Consider the following 18,921-nt stretch of genomic DNA (forward strand, 5'->3'; position numbering starts at 1 on the left):
ATGAAAGGCTTAAAACTTAGTTCAGACCTAATTTTGCAGCGACATAGTCTGCATCTTTGTCGCCACGACCAGATACATTCACCACAATTTTAATATCTTTGGCCAACTTTGGAGCTTCACGAAGCACCCACGCCACAGCATGTGAACTTTCAAGCGCAGGTACAATTCCTTCAACTCGCGACAACCGCATAAACGCATCCAAGCACTCTTGATCAGTCGCTGTAGTGTATTCGACACGACCCAAGTCTTTCAGTAGACTGTGCTGTGGCCCGACACCAGGATAATCTAAACCTGAAGCAATTGAGTGTACTGGTAACGGTTCACCTTGATCATTTTCAAGTACATAACACGCCATACCATGAATCTGACTTGGTTTACCTAAAGTTAAGGTTGCCGAGTGCATGTCAGTATCTAGACCATGACCTGCTGGTTCGACACCAATCAGTTTCACATCTGCATCGTTCAAAAATGCGGTGAAAGCCCCCATAGCATTTGAACCGCCACCGACACATGCAACCACATAATCTGGGTTCGCACCAAAGCGCTCATGGGTTTGTTCTTTAATTTCTTTACCAATAATCGACTGGAAGTCGCGCACCATCATTGGAAATGGATGTGGCCCAACAACCGAACCAATAGCATAGATATAATGGGTTGGATCTTTTAAATACTCTTCAAAAGCACTGTCCACAGCATCTTTCAATGTTGCAGTACCACGTGTCACTGAAATGAGTGTTGCTCCAAGGATTCTCATTTTGACGACATTGGGATGTTCTTTTTCAATATCCACCTGCCCCATATGAATTTCACACGGAATCCCGACCAAAGCACAGGCTGTTGCTAATGCAACGCCGTGTTGGCCTGCCCCCGTTTCTGCAATCACTTTGGTTTTACCCATATATTTTGCAAGCAGCGCTTCACCCAAACAGTGATTAATTTTATGTGCGCCTGTGTGGTTTAAGTCTTCACGTTTAAGATAGATCTGCGCCCCGCCCAACTGTTCAGATAACCGTTTTGCATAAAACAACGGACTTGGACGACCAACATAGTGTGCAAACAGTTCAGCAAGTTCAGTTTGAAATTCTTCTGTTACACGAATTTGCTCGTAAGCGACTTTAATGTCATCCATTGCCGCTTTTAAGTGAGGTGGAATAAACTGACCACCATATTTCCCAAAAAAGCCTGCTTCATTAGGCAAAGCAATACCATTAATTTGATGATCCATTTTTTATGATCCTTATTCTTAAAATGTGCTTTCTTTCCAGCTTTATCGTGCTAAATACTTAGTCATATCCTCAACGCCTTTGAGGGTCATTGGGTACATATGGTCTTCAAAAATTTGCTTAATCAAACCAATCGTATGAGTGTAATGCCAATAACGGTCTTCTTCTGGGTTCAACCATGCTGTTTTTTCAAAATGATTGCGTAAGCGCTGTAGCCAGACATTGCCTGCTTCATCATTCATATATTCAACTGAACCACCCACAGAATTGAGTTCATAAGGTGCCATAGAGGCATCTCCAACCACAATTACACGATAGTCGCGTCCATAGGTATTGAATAAATCCCACGTATTCATACGGGTACTTGAGCGGCGTACATTGTCTTTCCAAACATAGTCATATAAACAGTTATGGAAATAGAAATACTCTAAAGTTTTAAACTCAGTTTTCGCCGCACTAAACAGTTTTTCGCATTGTGCAATGTGTGAATCCATTGATCCACCCACATCAAACAACATCAGCACCTTAATACGATTACGACGTTCAGGCACGAGCTGCACATCGAGTATGCCTTGCTTCGCTGTTTCACGAATTGTACCGTCGATGTCTAACTCTTCAGCCGCACCTTGTCTGGCAAATTTACGCAAACGACGCAATGCCATTTGCATTTGGCGCGTCCCGAGAATTTGATCATCATCCAAATTCTGATATTTACGTTGTTCCCAAACTTTTACAGCAGAACGTTTACGTCCTGGCCCACCAATACGCACCCCTTCAGGATGATCACCATAAGCACCAAATGGAGACGTTCCTCCAGTGCCGATCATCTTGTTTCCACCCTGATGTTTCTTATGCTGTTCACGTAAGCGCTCTTCCAGCATTTTCATGAGTTCTTCTAATGAACCCGCTTTCTTTAATTCTTCACGCTGCTCAGGGCTTAGATGCTTTTCTAAGAGTTCCAAATCAAACCAGTCTTTCGGTAACTTTTGAACTTTATTGAGTAAATCATCTAAATCAAAAGTTGAAATGCCATCAAAGTAGTCTTTCATCCCTCGGTCAAATTTGTCAAAGAAGCGTTCATCTTTCACCATAATGGTTTTGGCGAGTTGATAGAACTCTTCTTGATCGGCAAAGACCAAACCTGAAGCAACAGCTTCATTCAGATCGATTAGTTCACGCGTCGAGACGGGAACACCGTATTTTCGTAAGGTATAAAACAAGCGCACAAACATGCGTGTTTCTCCTTTAGCGACGGGACATGAAGGCTAAACGTTCAAGCAACTGTACATCTTGTTCGTTTTTAATGAGTGCGCCATATAAAGGTGGAATGGCTTTAGACTTATCATGATTACGCAGTACATCTTCTGGCATATCATCAGCCATGAGCAAGCTTAACCAGTCAATCAATTCAGAAGTTGATGGTGGTTTTTTTAGACCCGGAACTTGACGTAATTTGAAGAAAACTTGTAATGCTTCATTGACCAATGCCGTTGAAATTTGCGGAAAATGAACATCAATAATTTCACGCATAGTTGCATCATCTGGAAATTCAATATAATGGAAGAAACAACGACGCAAGAATGCATCTGGAAGTTCTTTTTCATTATTTGAAGTAATAATCACAATAGGACGTTGTGATGCAGTAATGGTTTCGCCCGTCTCATAGACATAGAAAGACATCTTATCCAATTCATGCAACAAGTCGTTTGGAAACTCAATGTCCGCCTTATCAATTTCATCAATCAATAAAACACAACGTTCTTCACTGGTGAACGCTTCCCACAATTTACCTGGTTTAATATAGTTTTTAATGTCATAAACACGGTCGTCACCCAGTTGGCTGTCACGTAGACGTGAAACCGCGTCATACTCATATAAACCTTGCTGGGCTTTTGTGGTTGACTTAATGTGCCAAGTCAACAATTTTAAGCCTAAGCTTTCAGCCACTTGTTCAGCCAGTAAAGTTTTACCCGTACCTGGCTCACCTTTGACCAATAAAGGCTTTTGTAAGCTACGTGCAGCTTTTACAGCAAGTTTTAAACTATCGGTAGCGATGTACTGATCTGTACCCGTAAATTGTTGTGTTTCAACAGACATGATTAAACCTTATTTTTATTAATTACAGCGGTGAATGATTGTTATTGACAACTACTTTGGTTTTATTAGCCACATATTTTGACCAAAAGAAACCGATCACAAGCCCCACACCCATGACAAAGAGAATCAGTGACAAATTTGACCAAATGAGTGCTGATTCTTTCGTTAACACACCAAAAAGCAAGCCAAAAATAGCCGGTGCAATCGATGAATTTGGCCCTTCGGAAACCGTTGGCGTCAATAAAATGGCAAAGATCATCATCCATGTGATACCACCCAACAGCTTTGGCAGGCGTGTAGCAATGGAATACCAACACCACAAAATCAGCAAACTGCCCAAAAGGTAAACTGTGACAGCAATACTGTCTTCAGGAATTGAATCGAGCATTGAAAGAAAACTATCCACGGTGCAACTCCTGAATTATGCTTTATGCGCCACGAAGGCCTTCTGGTGCCGCAGCGTTCGGATTGATTAATCCTTCTGGCGGCATTTGTAGGAAGAAGCCTTGAGTTTGAATCGAATCCATGACATGCAATATATTTACACGGGCCAATTTACGCGCTTCACTCAGCTCTAATGACATCACAAAAGTCGCTCGACCAAATGCAACACGAACAGCTTCAGGTAAAACATTCAATGGGCTAGAATCTTCAGCGGCTTGATCAGCTTCAGTTGGACAAGCAATATAAAGATACATTTCATCTTTTTTGCTTGATTTATAAATAGAACATTGCATATCTAAAACAGCACTCAAATAACTCAAGCCACAGGATACATCAAATAAAAGCAGCTGACATTAGTCATGATTAACGCATCAGTCGTGATTTTGTATAAATATTCAAACTTCAGACCAATTGACTAATTATTAATCCATGACTTTCATTTGCGTCGAAAGATAGCTTTCATCACGGCGTAGGAGTTGAATTAAAGGTTGGGTTAACAAATCATAGCGCCAACCTAATAAATAATCAGGCAAGTCTTGCTCATCATTATGAAAAACCACATGTTGATGCAGCGCGTTCATCCACTTTTTGCGCATCAATACTTCTTTAGGAATACTGGTTTCATTGACCACATTTTGAATTAAGTGATCAATCTTCTCTCCCACATCTTTTGAAGAATGACGGATCGGACGTGCCATACGTAGTGGCCAATCTGCTTGCTCAGGCAAGAACTTCACCAAATCTAAAATGGTTTTGCCGTGCTCACGGACAACATTTTGACGTATGTCTTTTACACCCGATAACTGAAACGCATTTTTCGGATTTTTCTCAACCAAATCAATCATGCTTGAGTTTTTCAAAATGAAACTACGTGGTGTATTTAAAGCTTTCACCATGTGTTCACGCCATACAGCCAACTGCTGTAACTGCATTAACTGACGACGTGAATGTCGATAGTTACCAATATCTTGATAGAGTAAATGCAAAGGCGTTTCTGTCGCGATTTCTTGCGTCAGATGCTTACAGTCCTCAAGTGCAAAGTTTAAGAGTGACTTTGAATCTAGTTCTTGTTTAACTTTTTCTGAGAGATTCATTAAGTACAGCACATCGTTTGCCGCATAGCTCAATTGTGCAGGGCTTAATGGACGTGCCAACCAGTTTGAGCGCGTTTCCCCTTTATCGATATCGACATCCAACATTTGTTTCAGGGCATTTTGATAGCTGACTTGTAGACCATGTCCTAAAAATGACATGCCCACTTGGGTATCAAATACATTGTTTAAGGTTTTATGCTGTGCATAGTGATAAATCAGGTCGATATCTTCACTACATGCATGAAAGACATTTTGTTGTGCGCGAAAAAGTTTATTCCAAAATTCAGATAAATCGAGTGTCGTACCATCGAGTAAATAGACATTGTTTTCGACATTGATTTGAAATACGCCTAACTTTGGCCATAAGGTATCGACTTTGATGAATTCTGTATCGAGTCCATAGACTTCGTTACGATCCATTTTTTCTAAGACTGGTGTTAAGTCTTGTTGCTGCTGAATAAACTGAAACATATCCTACTGCGTCTAATGCTAGATGCTCTTTGGGCTATCTTACCTGAATAAGATCATTTAGCTATCAAGATTTCTAAGGGTTTTTTAATTATTTGGCGTTTTTTGTGATTTTTTTATACAACTAGATTCAAATTAATATTTTTTTATCTTACTCAAGATTTCAATCTTGTAGCTCAACTAAAAAATGAAACAAGTATCGAAATACTTATTTCATTCGCATTCTATTATGTACAGCTTGGCTTAAGGTATGGCTATCGACATATTCAAGTTCACCACCCTGTGGTACGCCTTGTGCAATGCGCGTCATTTGGATCGGTAAATGTTTCGTTGCCTCGACCAAATAGTGCGCTGTGGCCTGACCTTCTACCGTTGCATTGGTCGCCAAAATCACTTCTGTTATTTTACCATCGCCTAAACGCTGGATTAGATAAGGAATGCCGATCTCTTCAGGCCCAATACCATCAAGTGGAGATAAATGCCCACCTAATACATGGTACTTACCACGGAAACTGCCACTTTGCTCAATCGCCATCACATCTGCGGGAGACTCAACCACACAAAGTAGTTGATCGTCACGTTCATGCGAGACGCAAATATCACAAACTTCGTTTTCAGTCAGTGAGTGGCACAAACTGCATTCGTGAATATAGCTAGTGGCTTCGTTCAAAGCATGTGCAAGACCCACAGCCCCTTCACGATTTTTCATAATCAGATGAAGCGCCATGCGCTGAGCCGATTTCGGCCCAACACTTGGCAAAATACGTAAAGCTTGTACCAATTGATCAAAACGATCGCTAAACACTATACGTATTCCTTAATTAGAATAAACCAGCAAGACCCGGCGGTAAGCCTGCACCTGAGTTCGCAGCTTTCATACGCTCTTCAGTGATTACTTCGGCTTGACGTGCAGCATCATTCATTGCCGCAGCAATTAAGTCCTCAATCATATCTGCATCATCTTGCAATAATTCAGGATTGATTTCGATACGTTTTACCACATTACGGCAAGTCATCGTCACTTTAACCAAACCACCACCAGCTTCAGCATGCACTTCAGTTTGCGCAAGCTCTTCTTTAGCTTTTTTAATGTTGCTTTCCATGTCTTTTTGCATGCGTTGAGCTTGCTGCATTAACATATTAATGTTCATTAAAATCTCCGAACATAAAATTAAAAAATTAGATTAAGTCTAAACCACGTGTGATATCGCGAATAATATCATCAATATCTTCTAAACCAACAGAAACACGAATTAAACCTTCACGAATTCCTGCGGCTTGTTTCGCTTCTGGTGAAAGTTTGCCATGGGTAGTCGTTGCAGGATGGGTAATGGTCGATTTGGCATCGCCCAAGTTGCCTGTAATTGAAATAAACTGAGTATTGTCAATAACAGTCCAAGCCCCTTCGCGCTCGCCTTTCACTTCAAAAGAAACGATCCCACCAAAGCCTGTTTGTTGCGTCGCTGCAAGTTCATGCCCAATATGCTCTGGTAAACCTGCGTAATACACTTTTTCGACTTTCGGGTGTGTATTTAAGAATTCTGCCAGCTTTTGCGCACTTGCTGAGTGCTCACGCATACGTAAACGTAAAGTCTCTAAGCCTTTTAAAAATACCCATGCATTGAAAGGACTCATTGAAGGCCCTGTAGTACGCACATAACCAAACACTTCTTCGAGTAGTTTATAACTACCCACTACTGCACCACCAAGAGCACGACCTTGACCGTCCAAATACTTCGTCGCTGAATAAATCACCAAGTCCGCACCAAACTCAATTGGACGCTGCAAAACGGGTGTACAAAAACTATTATCAATCGCTAAAAGTGCGCCATTGGCATGTGCGATATCAGCAAGTGCTTGAACGTCTGCCACTTCAGCCAAAGGATTCGACGGAGACTCAACAAAGAGTAATTTAGTTTCAGGCTTAACGGCATTTTTCCATGCATCTAAATCTGTTAAATCGACAAAGTCGACAGTTACACCAAACTTAGCCACATATTTTTCAAACAAAGATACGGTCGAACCAAATACCGCACGTGAACAAATCACATGATCGCCTAGTTTTAAAAACGACATTGCCACGGCCATAATTGCGGCCATACCTGAACTGGTTGCCACTGTCCGTTCTGCACCTTCTAAAGCTGCAAGGCGTTTTTCAAACATTGCAACAGTTGGGTTGGTAAAACGCGAGTAGATGTTCCCTGGCTCTTGACCTGAAAATTTTGCTGCGGCCTCTGCTGCATTTTCATAGACAAATGATGAAGTTAGAAAGATAGGTTCGCCATGTTCTCCCTCGAAACTACGCGTATGCCCAGTACGAATGGCTAAGGTATCTAATTGGTATTCAAATTCGTCTTGTAGGCTCATGGCTCTGGTTCAGTCGACGGACTGCCTTTGTAAAGAATTGCCAACATTTTGAGCGTCTAGGCTATTTAAGGTCAAGGTAAAATACGCGAATATTGATTAGACTTCGATCAAACTTTCTGCTTATTTGAGATCTAAGACCTATATGCACGCTTTAAAAACTAAAATTTCAACACATCAAAATAAATTAAAGAATCTTTCTACGCGCATTTTTAATGGAAAGTCACTCATTTTGTCACAAAGCACACCTTATGAAGTGATTGAAACATTTGATCTGACCCAAATTCGCTATTACGCGCCTGAAGTGCGTAAGTATAAAGAACCCTTAGTTTTTGTGGTCCCGCTAGCCATCAATATGTCTATTTACGACCTTTATCCTTATCGCTCACTGGTGAAGTACTTCCAACAGCAAGGTTTTGCCGTATATGTGATTGATTGGGGGAAATTAAATATTCATAACCGTCATTTTAACTTTCTGACGTTTATTGATCATTATATTCCACTCTGTATACAAAGCATTTTAAAACATAGTGATAGCGAGCAAATTTCTCTGCATGGTTGGAGTATGGCTGGCATTTTCGTGACCTTGTATACCGCCTTACATCAACCCAATTTTGTGAAAAATTTAATGGTTTTAGGGAGTCCAATTGACAGTTATAAATCTGGGCGAAATGGCCAGTTCTTTGCATATCTCAATCGAATCATTTCAAAAAGCAAAGCAATACAACAGCAAATTTATCAGGGCAAAATACCGAAGCGTCTGCTTCATACCTCTGGAGGGTTAAATACTTTTGGTTTTAAAATCATTGATCCTATTGGCTGGTTTCAAAGTCATAAGAATCTACTGCTTAATTTAGATGACCATGAAGCCTTGTATGAGCATGCCACCATCGGCGGTTTTCTCAATCGTATGATTGATTATCCTGGCGGCATCAATCAAGACATGCTTTTTAATGTTTGGCTGCGTAATCCACTCAAAACTGGACTAATCACATTAAATGAGAAAAGCATAGCTTTAAAAAATATACAGTGCTCATTGCTTGTGGCTGCAGGCACAACAGACCAACTCGTTACAGCAGAGGCAGCTCAGCCATTAACCCAATTGACAAGTAGCACCGATGTCACGTTTACTCTTATCCCAGGGGGACATTTAGGACTGATGTCGAGTAAGCGTAGTGCCGATGAATTTTGGCCACAACTGGCTCAGTGGTTAAGTGAACGTTCAAGTAAAATTTAAATACTAAGGTTTGACATGATTCAGTCAGTTGCATTTATCGGTCTAGGCGCCATGGGTTATCGCATGGCATCACACTTACCTAAACACTTTGAACACGTGTGGGTATGGAATCGCAATTTTGATAAAGCAAAACAACATGCAGAAGCCTATGGCACGCAGGCAGTGGAACTTGCGCAAGCCGTTCAGGCCGATGTAGTCTTCTCTTGCCTTCCAACCAGTCAAGATATTGAAGACTTACTTGCGCAAGTTGAGCTTAAAGCAGGCAGTATTTGGGTTGATTGCACCAGCGGTGTACCCTCTTCTGCAAAAAAAGTAGCTGAACAACTTAAACAACATGGTGTGGACTTTTTAGATGCACCTGTGAGTGGTCAAACTATTGGCGCTGATAATGCAACCCTTACGGTTATGATCGGTGGTGATACAGCTGCTTTTGAACGCGCACTACCAGCTATTCAAGCGTTTGGTAAACTGATTAAACACGTGGGCGAATCGGGTGCTGGTTTTGCAGTTAAAGCCGTAAACAATATGCTTTTGGCTGTGAACCTCTGTGCTGTTGCCGAAGGGTTTACCACCCTAAAAGCCCATGGCGTAAACTTAAATGAAGCATTAGATTGCATTAATGCGTCGAGTGGTAAAAGTGGCGTAACTGAAACTGTTTTACCACAGCGCATTCTGAACCGCAGCTTCCCGCTTACTTTTGCACTCCCTCTATTAGCAAAAGATACGGGCATTGCCGTTGATTTAGTCCGCGAAGCAAAACTATCCGCACCTGTGATTGGACTGGCTCAAAGTTTAATTCAAACTGCCAGTGATTTATCTGAAGCAGACAGCGATTTTTCTTCCGCAGTTAAACTATATGAGTCATGGAGCAAAATTACTTTAGAGTAATGCTTATCATAGTCAGTCATACTTTAACTTTAATCATAAGTTAAGCTATTCCGATGGCCGAACAAAAAGCCTCATAAAGAGGCTTTTTGTTTATTTCTAATTTTATCGACATTTTGATTCATTAAATATCTGACTACATATTTAAAAACTATACGCTGTATCGGACTAAGTTCTTGTTGATGTATATTATAAAAATCATCTGGGCTATCAAATAAACCAAAATCTTGATTAATCCCCTTGTCTTGAATAAAAGTATCATTCAAATTCCAATCAATAGGTGGATTTTCAAAATTCTCGGTAAATACCCCAAAACCACAAAAGGTTGTTGTTTGATGCTTATTTATACTTTGTAATTTTTCTAGATAGAGTCGATCAAGAATTACACCCTCCAAAATATACCATTGTTCATTCACATGCACTTCGACCCAACTATGTAAAATATTCTTGGGCGATAACTTATACCAAATGCCTTGGATGGCACCTTTTTGTAAGGCTTTATCGATGGTAAACCCATGTATCCGAGTGGCTACACCCACCGCTCGCAGTAACGCCATCAATAACGTTGCTTTGGTATTACACTGACCATAACCGTCCCTTAGGACTGAGATGCCTGTATCATATCTCCCGTGTTATAGCCAAATGGCTTTGTTGCACAAACCTATCTCTAAAGGCTTATTCCACAATATAATTCTCAAATGAATAAGCCCACACCTAAAATCTATCGTACAACCAATTGGTCTTCTTATAACAGTGCATTAATAAATCGAGGAAATCTCTCAATTTGGTTTGATCCCAAGACGCAATGGTACGCTCAACCCAAAGGTAAACATGGTCGAAATCAAACTTATTCAGATACAGCCATCCAATGCTGTTTAATGATCAAATCCTTATTTCGTCTTTCTTTACGCATGGTCACTGGCTTTGTGCAAAGTCTCATTCATCTTTGTAGATTAGATTGGACAGCACCAGACTATTCCACCATCTGCAGAAGACAAAAGCATATTGATATTGCAATTAACTATCAAAAAAGCAGTAATGGTCTCCAGCTACTCGTCGATTCTACTGGCTTAAAGTTTCTAGGCGAAGGTGAATGGAAGCGTAAGAAACACCAACCTGAATATCGTCGCCAATGGCGTAAACTTCATATTGGTATAGATGCTGAAACCCTTCAAATACGCGCTATTCAACTCACTACAAATAATGTGAGTGATTCACAAGTGCTTGGTGATTTACTCGATCAGATTCCACAAGATGAGCAGATTGACTCTGTCTATACTGATGGGGCTTATGACACCAAGCAATGCCGTCAAGTAATTGCAGACCGACAAGCACATGCGGTGATTCCGCCAAGAAAAAATGCGAAACCTTGTAAAGATACAAAGACCAGCTCGCTAGAGCGAAATGAATTACTTCGAACAGTTAAACGTTTAGGAAGAACAATATGGAAAAATTGGTCAGGCTATCATCGGCGAAGTTTGGTTGAAACTAAGATGCATTGCATCAAATTATTAGGCGATAAACTCCGTGCGAGAAACTTTCAAAGCCAAGTCAATGAGATTCATGCACGTGTGGCCGTATTAAATAAATTTACAGATTTAGGCCGACCTCACACCCAAGTTGCCACTTAAATTTAGATAACTTGGAAGAAGTTTAGCTTTTGAATGTTTGTGCAACAAAGCCATCTGCAACTCACCTTCTTCAACGGGTTGTTGCTGACGGATTTTTTGTAATACCGTATTGCTCTCGATCATTTGATCCAAAATTTCTTTGACTTTTTTCCGATAAAGCATCGCTTCGTTACTGCTGAGCTTCACCTGTTTTTCGACAGTTTGCACTTCACCATCTGAGGTTGTTGTGGTCGGTGTTGCCCACGCACCACCTATGGTATTTCCTGCTTGTTTAAATTGCATAAGGAGTCTTAACTCTAGGCGTAAGTGCTCAAGTTGACTGACTGTAATTTCAGACCAATAGGCCTGTGTTTGTACTGCCTTAATCAGCTCTGCTTTTTGTCGCACCGCCTGAATATTAACTGCAAGAGACAAAACTTCCGCAAGCACTTGAGCCTTACAAGTTTCATAAGCGCTCGATTTACGGATCAACGCTTCTTGTGTAAGTGCAATCAGCTTATCGAAAGCAATCGCTTCTTTTTCTTTCAACACACGTGCATCCATCAACGGTGCTATTTTTTCCAATAAAATATGCTGTGTCGCTGCACTAAATTCTTTGACCAACTGGGTTTGTTGTAATTGATGCACGACACGTAAGTTTTTCTTCACCGTAATACTGTCATTTGGCAAATCATTAATATCCGCCATGAGTAAGTTGGTTGAAATCTCAAAACCGTCAATATTGCTACGAGTTAAAGCCGCTTTGGCAAAATCTAAACGTGCAAGGAACGTCGCTTGTAATAAAGAAATCGACTTCACATCGATCGGTTCTTCATATTCTTCTTCAAAATATTTAAAGTTACCGTAATGATCGAAAATATAAAATTCTTTCTTATCTTTACCCTCACCAAATAGATTTGGACAAAGTCGTGTACCACGACCAATCATTTGCCAAAACTTCACCCATGACATGATAGGTTTAGCAAAGACCAAATTCACCACTTGAGGCACATCAATTCCTGTATCCAACATATCTACAGATATTGCGATACGGAAATCATTATTTGGTTCTTTGAACTCCGTGATGAGTCGATCGACTTGATGAATCTTATTGTGAATCACCTTACACACGCGTGCACCATGCTGCGGATAAAGCTTACAGAAGAGTTGCTCTAAATGCTCAGCATGATCCTGACGTTGTGCAAAGATAATGGTTTTACCAATCAAACTGCCATTGGCATCTTTGATGCCATTTTCCATCAAGTTTTCTAGAATAAGCGTATCTGTTGATTCGCTAAAAATCTTCTTACCAATTTGACTGCCTTTGATCGCGGTTTGTTGAGCAATCTCCACCCCAAGGTCATCTTCGAGCTGTTGTTTTTGCTCTTCAGACAATTGATTGTAATGAATCCCTTCACGTAAGAACTCTGTAGTGACATCTTTGACTTTGAAAGGCACTAAGTAAGCAGGATCATTTTCAATCGCTTTGTCTAAGCCAAACTCAAACGTCGGTTGTGTATTGGTACAGTCAAACATTTGGAAGGTATTTCGACTGATAAATTTTACTGGTGTCGCAGTTAAACCTACTTGTAAGGCATCGAAGTAATCGAACAAATCTTTATAACGATTATAGATACTGCGATGGCTTTCATCGGCAATGATCAAATCAAAGAACCCTACATCAAACTGTGCAAAGCGATTCATCATTCCCGGATATGTGGCAATATAAATACGTGAATCTGTTGGTACCTTATTGGTATCGCCAATTACACAACGTGGTTCGCTCCCCAAGAAGTCTTTAAAAGCATCATCAGCTTGCTTACGCAATTCTCGTCGGTCGCATAAAAATAAAATACGTTGTGCCCAGTGTTCTCGAATCAGCAACTCTGCTAATGCAATCGCGACACGGGTTTTACCCGTACCTGTGGCTTGAATAATTAAAGCCTTACGACCTTGATCCTGAAATTTACGGCTTAACGTTTTAATCGCTTCAATCTGATACGGGCGTTCAACAATCGATAAATCAGGGTTATTGCGCTCTAACTCTTTATTGGCAAATTGATGTTTGAAACGTAAATTTGCCAAACTGTCACGGCTATAAAAACCATAAATTTGGCGGTAGCTGCTATATCGTGCATCGTCCCAAATATAAGTTTCATAGCCATTACTATAAAAAATCACTGGACGCTTATAGCCCATCCCCACTAAAGCATCTGCATAATGGCGTGCTTGCTCGCGACCCTGATGCACACTTACACTAGTTTTCTTTGCTTCCAGAACGGCAATCGGCTGGCCTTCTAAGTCAAAAAATACATAGTCAACATAGCCTTTTGTTCTATCTTTCATCTCTACAGGAAATTCAAGCTGAACCTGTACGGTATCTGTAATGTCCCACCCAGCAGTTAAAACCATATTATCGATGATAAATTTCCGGGTTTTTTCTTCATTCCACTCTAAACTCTGAGCAACATCCGTACTTCTTGCACGCTTCTGTTGAGCGAGTTCAGTCGTGATTGCTTCTGCTTTTAGGTTCTTTAACCTCTCTTGATCTAGCTCTTCCCTTAATTTTTGATTCTCTTCATATTGTAAATTAAGCTCTTTTTCAGTCGCAGAGATCTTTTCGATATTTTTAAATTCTGGTAAAGATTCAAGGGGTACTTTCTCATAGTTCACCATCAGATACTGCCCAATTCCAAAGGCTGTACCTAAACAGGCAAAAGCAGTTTTTTGGTTGCCCAATGCACCATGCGCTGTCAAATTACCTTGTTGTCTTAAGTAATCCAATTTATACAGGAGCGATGGTGTAATACTATTTTGAAAGTCAGATGCAAATAACAAATCTGCAAAATTCGCTTTAGCAATTCGGGGTAATGATTCAAACTCATAAATTGACTTGATCACTTCTTCTGCAAAAGATCGCAAACGTGTCGTCGCACTTTCCGGATCTGTGTAAATTACAGCTTCCGCAAGTGCACCTAAGTCTGCTAAAAGTGGAAATTTTTCTCTTAAAAACTCAAAATTCTGAGATTGCATTACAGCCCTCATTTTTAATTTATTTATAAAATCATTATGTTAAAAATAACATGAATCTACGGATATATAGATAGGTAAACCACTTTCTACCAAGTCAAAACTTGATTTTACGTGCATATACTTCTAACACCATTACACTTTGAAAGTTAATTTCCATCTTCCACCGTCTCTCCAGTCTCCAGGGGCCTGTAAATAAAACTCTTTATTCTGATTGGCATCACTGACCAGTTTGTAGTTCACCTCACATTCCGGATTTGTACATTCAGCAATAAAAGTTTGATTTGATGATCGTGGTTCAAAATTTGCCTTAGATAAGCAAATCGGGCAATTCGTAATATTGAGGTAATCATCATGTTGCTTTCGAATCACTTGATAAATATTCGCCGTATTTGCTGATATACATACGGATTCTAAAGTACTTAACTGCTGTGAACTGAGCATATTGATCAATTGTATTTGACCATCTTGATGCACAGTATAAGCGTGTAAACTAAGTTCATTTCTTACAGACTGAGGAACTCTACCAAGTTTCAAATCTTTTGAGTATGATTGTAAAATCGGTTTATAGATCCATTTCAACAGAATAACGATCAATTTTTCTATGGCTTCAAAATTAAACGGATTCGCCCATACAAAACGTTCATATGCTTTTTGAATTTCTAAATTTCCACCCAATGAAAAAATAACAAGATTTGAATGCTTCTCTACTTCTTCAAATATCTCATCACTACTTTCATTAGCTATTGGAACAATATTCAAGACATCATATCGTGAACTGATTTTCCAGATTTTTAGCTCTTCATCCAATTTCAAAGCAAAGTGGAAATTTCCTCTTTGTAATGAATAGTCAGAACTTTGATCTAGAGTTTTTGAAATCTCAAAACCTAAGTTAGAGAATGCTTTAAAAATAATGAGTAAGCTGTATTCTTCAGTATAATCATGCTGAAAATTCCAATAGCTTTCTGTCTTTTCCTTTACACTTGGTATTTTATTTTTTTGCTCATACAAAGTTGACCATAAACGATTTAGATGACGATAATGTTGGTCATAATTTAATATATTTGTTTTATGTAGTTGATCAGCCACTTTGCGATGTGGTGGTGGAATCTGCACATATAAACCAGATGATTGTAGCTTCTTAATCGTAGACAATAACTGCTCATTGTAGAAAATCGTTTCTTCTAATTGAGAGAGAATATTCTCTGTTTCATCAGCAGTGAGATTATCTGCCCAAAGTTCACATAGCTCATGACTCAATTTATAATATGTGTCTGAAGAATCCCCTAAATTTAAAGCTGCTTGTAAATTAGCTTGCTGTTGTAATAAATCATTTAAACGTGATGCAACATAGAATCTTAATTTATCCAATAACTGTGCAAAGACCTTATTTTCATAAATGAGCAGTTCATCATCGCTGACTTTAGAGAGTACTTTCTTCGGCCGAATACCAACTAAGCTTCGTTGCTGCCATGTTTCTGAATGCCCTGCCAAATAACGATGCGCATTGTTTGATATTTTTTTAGCTCGACTCACATCAACGAGTTCTTCGTCATAGCGCATATCCATACGAGGGTTATAAGCAATATGATATAGATGCCCCTTTTCGATCACATCTTGAAGTAATTTTTCTACAGGTTTCAATTGAGTTTCTGAATCAAAAACAGTATTCGGAACTAATGGGTTAGGTAACTCCTGAAAAGATTCATCAAGAGAGCATGCTTTAACTAATTCACCAATATATTTGATCGATTCAGTAATGGTCAGCGTTAGTTCAGGCACATAAGTATGTAGACTTTTACTTGAGTTCAGTCGAATTGAGCCACCATCAGCAAATAAAAAACTGAATTTTGGCAGTGTTATAGACTGAAGTTCCCAATCCATCGCAAGAACATATCGTTCAGGAACTATTGCATCAACGTGCAATAGTTCCTCCGCATCTACAGTCTGTTGAGTAAGTCGATCTATTAGTTTCATAGATTACCTTTTAAGCGCTCAACATCTTGATTCAATAACGCTAAGCTCATTACAGGTTTTTCATCTTTTAAACCAAGATCCAGCCAAGCGTCTTGTAAACATGAAATAATGAGTTCGATTTTATCTACTCGAGTATCGTATCGACCCGTCACTTTCCCCTGACGGAAAACCTTAGTCGCAAATAGATGATCAAGCGCTTCCGACACTGAGCCTCCCATCTCAATATATACAGGAATAAAGCTGTATGCTTGACGTTCTAAACGATTTCCCCAGCTGACATTCACCGCTTTTAAAGCATCTTCAAGCAGACTATTTTGCAATTGAGTGAAGATATTTTTCACCACGGCTTTATGCTTGTGTTGAGCTTGTTCAAAGCTTTGAATTAATGACGTAAATGAATACTGTTCAGTGTTTGCATAAGTGATATCAACCTCTTCTTCACTACGTTTAACTTCCATGACATGGGCACGATCGTAAGTTTTATCAGCAAACTCTTTTGTAGTTTCATCGTGATTGGCTGTACCAATAAACCATACATTTTGTGGAATTTTAATGGCACGTTTATTTATAAACAGCTCTGGAGCTTTTTCATTAGCACTATCTAACAAATTAATTTCTGCACGATCTGGAGTTTCCATCAATGATAGGAAATCTGCAAAATATTGTTCAGGCTGTGATAAATTCATTTCATCTAACAAAATGATTTGCAAAGTATCTTTAAATTTTGGCTGTTGGGCACGGTACAATGCTTGTAAAGCCTCTTTGGTATAAAAACGTTTTTCAAACGCATTAAAGTGACCTAATAAATCCTCACGATCACGCCATCCTGCTTGTACTCGAACAATTTCACAGTATAGTTTTTCCTGCTCCTCACCCATCGCATTATTAATAGCTTTAGCAAATGCACGTGCTAAGCTTGTTTTACCTGTTCCTGAGATACCTTGTAGTAAATGAAGTTTACTCATCGCTAAACCCGCAATAAATAAACGAATATCTTTTAGGCTGTAATAAAACTTTTGTTTAGCAATATTTGACTGCATGATTGATACAAATCGTTGAAGCTCTGGTACAACTTGCAGTCCTCTCGCTTCACTTCTAAAGATCTGATCCATTTCGCTAAGGCTTTTAAAGGGTAATTCACCTTGCTGCTTCTCTACTAAATCATCAATTTGGGTCTGTAATTGAGTAATGCTCGTGTCAAGTACTCGTTTATGCTGTTCTAAAACACGTTTTTCTTGTTGTAAATGATGTTTCGCCATGACACTCAGACGTGAATTATTCAATTCATTTTCTAATTCATTATTTTTTTGACGAAGATCAAAAACTTGTGATTCCAAATCATCACACAACTCTTCTAGTCGTTCGTTTTCTTCTTCTAAGCCTTCTTCTGTTCGCTCACTTAACTTGATTCTTAAGTCTCGATTTTTTTCACGTAAATGAGCCAATTCTTCTTGAATTTCAAGTACACCTAAACCTTCAAGTTGTCTTTCTAAATCGGCATATTGCTGTAATTTTTCGGTTAAGGCATCAATTTCATCTAGGGCCTTATTATGGCTCTGTTCTAAACTTTCATTTGATGACTTTAATTTAGTCAGCTGCACACTAAATTCACGTTGGATGCTATTTCTCATCGCTTCAATCGTTGCATCAAATTGGGCTTTGTCATCTTGCAGATTATTCTGTAATTGTTCTATTTCAACTGTTTTAACAACAATATCATGCTTAGCTTGTGCTAACTCTTGTTGCTGTTGTTGTTTTTCTTTGCTCCAATCATCTCGGAGTACTTGAATTTCATCTTGCTGTTGAAGAAATATCGTTTTTCTTTCGTTTATAAAACCAGCAATTGCTTCTGCTTCATTTACACGAAGGCTTTCCTCACGCTCGAGCAGAACTTTCTCTTTTTCTGCTAGTCGCTTTGCATTTTTCGATAGTTTTTCTAAAGCTTCAGTCTGTAGTTTTCCTAGTTCCTCTCGCTTCTCTTCTAAAGCTTTTTGTTTTTCAATCGCAAAACCTAACTCAGCGTTTGCTTTAAGTTCTGCTAACTCAGCTAACTGTTCTTGTAATTTCAATTGTTCAGATTTTAGAACTGATCTTTCTAAAGCAACTTTTTTATTTTCTTCAATAAATTCATTTCTTTTAATCTCGATATCTTGCTCTATAAATTTAAGTTCCTGTTCTTGCTTTTGTAAACGATTTTCCTGAGTCATTAATCGTTCATCTTCATCTGCAAGAAGTTTTACTTTCTCTTCATAATCTATTTTAGTTAAGCGTGTGTCTTCTAATGCCGATTCTAATTTTTGCAGGGCATCTTGCATTTCGTGACGTAAAACCTCATCACGTACCAAAAGCTCCTCTTTTTCTTTATCAACAATTACACCAGTAACTTGCTGAAATAATGGTGAAATAGATACTTTTTCTTTTGTATCCACTTGAGCAGAAGGTATACCTGTATTTTGATAACGATTTGCTTTTTTTGATGCTTTTGCCATTTA

At 39.2% G+C, this 18,921-nt stretch carries 15 protein-coding genes and 1 pseudogene; 3 read left to right on the forward strand and 13 right to left on the reverse strand.

The genetic code is table 11. The annotated features are described in order from the left end of the window. Positions 1-16: 16 nt before the first annotated feature. The 9 genes from trpB to AC4CU2_RS09190 form a co-directional block, all read right to left on the reverse strand. Positions 17-1,225, reverse strand: coding sequence for a tryptophan synthase subunit beta (trpB, locus tag AC4CU2_RS09150; RefSeq protein WP_490768684.1), 1,209 nt, complete (start codon positions 1,223-1,225; stop codon positions 17-19). Positions 1,226-1,267: 42 nt separating this feature from the next. Beyond that, complete coding sequence (locus AC4CU2_RS09155; protein WP_005401232.1) at positions 1,268-2,455, reverse strand: vWA domain-containing protein; 1,188 nt, start codon at positions 2,453-2,455, stop codon at positions 1,268-1,270. A gap of 13 nt (positions 2,456-2,468) precedes the next feature. Continuing rightward, the gene (locus AC4CU2_RS09160; protein WP_004697065.1) at positions 2,469-3,320 is read right to left on the reverse strand and encodes an AAA family ATPase; all 852 of its coding nucleotides are present in this window, start codon (positions 3,318-3,320) and stop codon (positions 2,469-2,471) included. Positions 3,321-3,342: 22 nt separating this feature from the next. Further along, complete coding sequence (locus tag AC4CU2_RS09165) at positions 3,343-3,726, reverse strand: hypothetical protein (RefSeq protein WP_336000658.1); 384 nt, start codon at positions 3,724-3,726, stop codon at positions 3,343-3,345. Between the two features lie 22 nt (positions 3,727-3,748). Beyond that, complete coding sequence (locus AC4CU2_RS09170) at positions 3,749-4,057, reverse strand: YcgL domain-containing protein (protein ID WP_490768685.1); 309 nt, start codon at positions 4,055-4,057, stop codon at positions 3,749-3,751. A gap of 129 nt (positions 4,058-4,186) precedes the next feature. Further along, positions 4,187-5,329, reverse strand: coding sequence for a ribonuclease D (locus tag AC4CU2_RS09175; protein ID WP_490768686.1), 1,143 nt, complete (start codon positions 5,327-5,329; stop codon positions 4,187-4,189). Positions 5,330-5,534: 205 nt separating this feature from the next. Continuing rightward, positions 5,535-6,131 (reverse strand): recombination mediator RecR, encoded by a 597-nt coding sequence (gene recR, locus AC4CU2_RS09180; RefSeq protein WP_490768687.1) that lies wholly within the window; start codon positions 6,129-6,131, stop codon positions 5,535-5,537. 16 nt (positions 6,132-6,147) lie between these two features. Further along, complete coding sequence (locus tag AC4CU2_RS09185) at positions 6,148-6,477, reverse strand: YbaB/EbfC family nucleoid-associated protein (RefSeq protein WP_004697049.1); 330 nt, start codon at positions 6,475-6,477, stop codon at positions 6,148-6,150. A 28-nt stretch (positions 6,478-6,505) separates the two neighbouring features. Next, positions 6,506-7,693: an O-succinylhomoserine sulfhydrylase gene (locus tag AC4CU2_RS09190; RefSeq protein ID WP_490768688.1), complete on the reverse strand. Its 1,188-nt coding sequence runs from the start codon at positions 7,691-7,693 to the stop codon at positions 6,506-6,508. A 142-nt stretch (positions 7,694-7,835) separates the two neighbouring features. Here AC4CU2_RS09190 and AC4CU2_RS09195 point away from each other — a divergent pair, with 142 nt between their 5' ends. Further along, the gene (locus tag AC4CU2_RS09195; protein WP_490768689.1) at positions 7,836-8,927 is read left to right on the forward strand and encodes an alpha/beta fold hydrolase; all 1,092 of its coding nucleotides are present in this window, start codon (positions 7,836-7,838) and stop codon (positions 8,925-8,927) included. Between the two features lie 15 nt (positions 8,928-8,942). Beyond that, entirely contained in the window at positions 8,943-9,815 is an 873-nt protein-coding gene (locus AC4CU2_RS09200; RefSeq protein WP_010326781.1) for an NAD(P)-dependent oxidoreductase, read from the forward strand. Between the two features lie 71 nt (positions 9,816-9,886). Here the strand turns inward: AC4CU2_RS09200 and AC4CU2_RS09205 are convergent. Next, positions 9,887-10,455: pseudogene (locus AC4CU2_RS09205) on the reverse strand (transglutaminase-like domain-containing protein); the annotation flags it as partial. A 55-nt stretch (positions 10,456-10,510) separates the two neighbouring features. Between AC4CU2_RS09205 and AC4CU2_RS09210 the strand changes: the two are divergent. Beyond that, the gene (locus AC4CU2_RS09210) at positions 10,511-11,443 is read left to right on the forward strand and encodes an IS5-like element ISAha1 family transposase (RefSeq protein ID WP_234951019.1); all 933 of its coding nucleotides are present in this window, start codon (positions 10,511-10,513) and stop codon (positions 11,441-11,443) included. On the opposite strand, the gene AC4CU2_RS09215 is transcribed toward AC4CU2_RS09210, so the two are convergent. From AC4CU2_RS09215 to AC4CU2_RS09225, 3 genes are all read right to left on the reverse strand, one after another. Then, positions 11,411-14,455 (reverse strand): type I restriction endonuclease subunit R, encoded by a 3,045-nt coding sequence (locus tag AC4CU2_RS09215; protein WP_490768691.1) that lies wholly within the window; start codon positions 14,453-14,455, stop codon positions 11,411-11,413. The genes AC4CU2_RS09210 and AC4CU2_RS09215 overlap by 33 nt on opposite strands. A gap of 132 nt (positions 14,456-14,587) precedes the next feature. Beyond that, on the reverse strand, positions 14,588-16,429 hold the full coding sequence (locus AC4CU2_RS09220) for a hypothetical protein (RefSeq protein ID WP_490768693.1): 1,842 nt from the start codon (positions 16,427-16,429) through the stop codon (positions 14,588-14,590). Beyond that, entirely contained in the window at positions 16,426-18,918 is a 2,493-nt protein-coding gene (locus AC4CU2_RS09225) for an AAA family ATPase (protein ID WP_490768694.1), read from the reverse strand. Before AC4CU2_RS09225 ends, AC4CU2_RS09220 begins: the two co-directional genes overlap by 4 nt. Between the last annotated feature and the right edge of the window lie 3 nt (positions 18,919-18,921).

This window comes from Acinetobacter sp. 797_lipA, from assembly GCF_058243025.1.

Coding starts and splice junctions, on each gene's coding strand:
- trpB (WP_490768684.1), bottom strand. CDS start 1,225: ATGGATCATCAAATTAATGGTATTGCTTTGCCTAATGAAGCAGGCTTT.
- AC4CU2_RS09155 (WP_005401232.1), bottom strand. CDS start 2,455: ATGTTTGTGCGCTTGTTTTATACCTTACGAAAATACGGTGTTCCCGTC.
- AC4CU2_RS09160 (WP_004697065.1), bottom strand. CDS start 3,320: ATGTCTGTTGAAACACAACAATTTACGGGTACAGATCAGTACATCGCT.
- AC4CU2_RS09170 (WP_490768685.1), bottom strand. CDS start 4,057: ATGCAATGTTCTATTTATAAATCAAGCAAAAAAGATGAAATGTATCTT.
- AC4CU2_RS09175 (WP_490768686.1), bottom strand. CDS start 5,329: ATGTTTCAGTTTATTCAGCAGCAACAAGACTTAACACCAGTCTTAGAA.
- AC4CU2_RS09185 (WP_004697049.1), bottom strand. CDS start 6,477: ATGAACATTAATATGTTAATGCAGCAAGCTCAACGCATGCAAAAAGAC.
- AC4CU2_RS09190 (WP_490768688.1), bottom strand. CDS start 7,693: ATGAGCCTACAAGACGAATTTGAATACCAATTAGATACCTTAGCCATT.
- AC4CU2_RS09195 (WP_490768689.1), top strand. CDS start 7,836: ATGCACGCTTTAAAAACTAAAATTTCAACACATCAAAATAAATTAAAG.
- AC4CU2_RS09200 (WP_010326781.1), top strand. CDS start 8,943: ATGATTCAGTCAGTTGCATTTATCGGTCTAGGCGCCATGGGTTATCGC.
- AC4CU2_RS09210 (WP_234951019.1), top strand. CDS start 10,511: ATGAATAAGCCCACACCTAAAATCTATCGTACAACCAATTGGTCTTCT.
- AC4CU2_RS09215 (WP_490768691.1), bottom strand. CDS start 14,455: ATGCAATCTCAGAATTTTGAGTTTTTAAGAGAAAAATTTCCACTTTTA.
- AC4CU2_RS09220 (WP_490768693.1), bottom strand. CDS start 16,429: ATGAAACTAATAGATCGACTTACTCAACAGACTGTAGATGCGGAGGAA.
- AC4CU2_RS09225 (WP_490768694.1), bottom strand. CDS start 18,918: ATGGCAAAAGCATCAAAAAAAGCAAATCGTTATCAAAATACAGGTATA.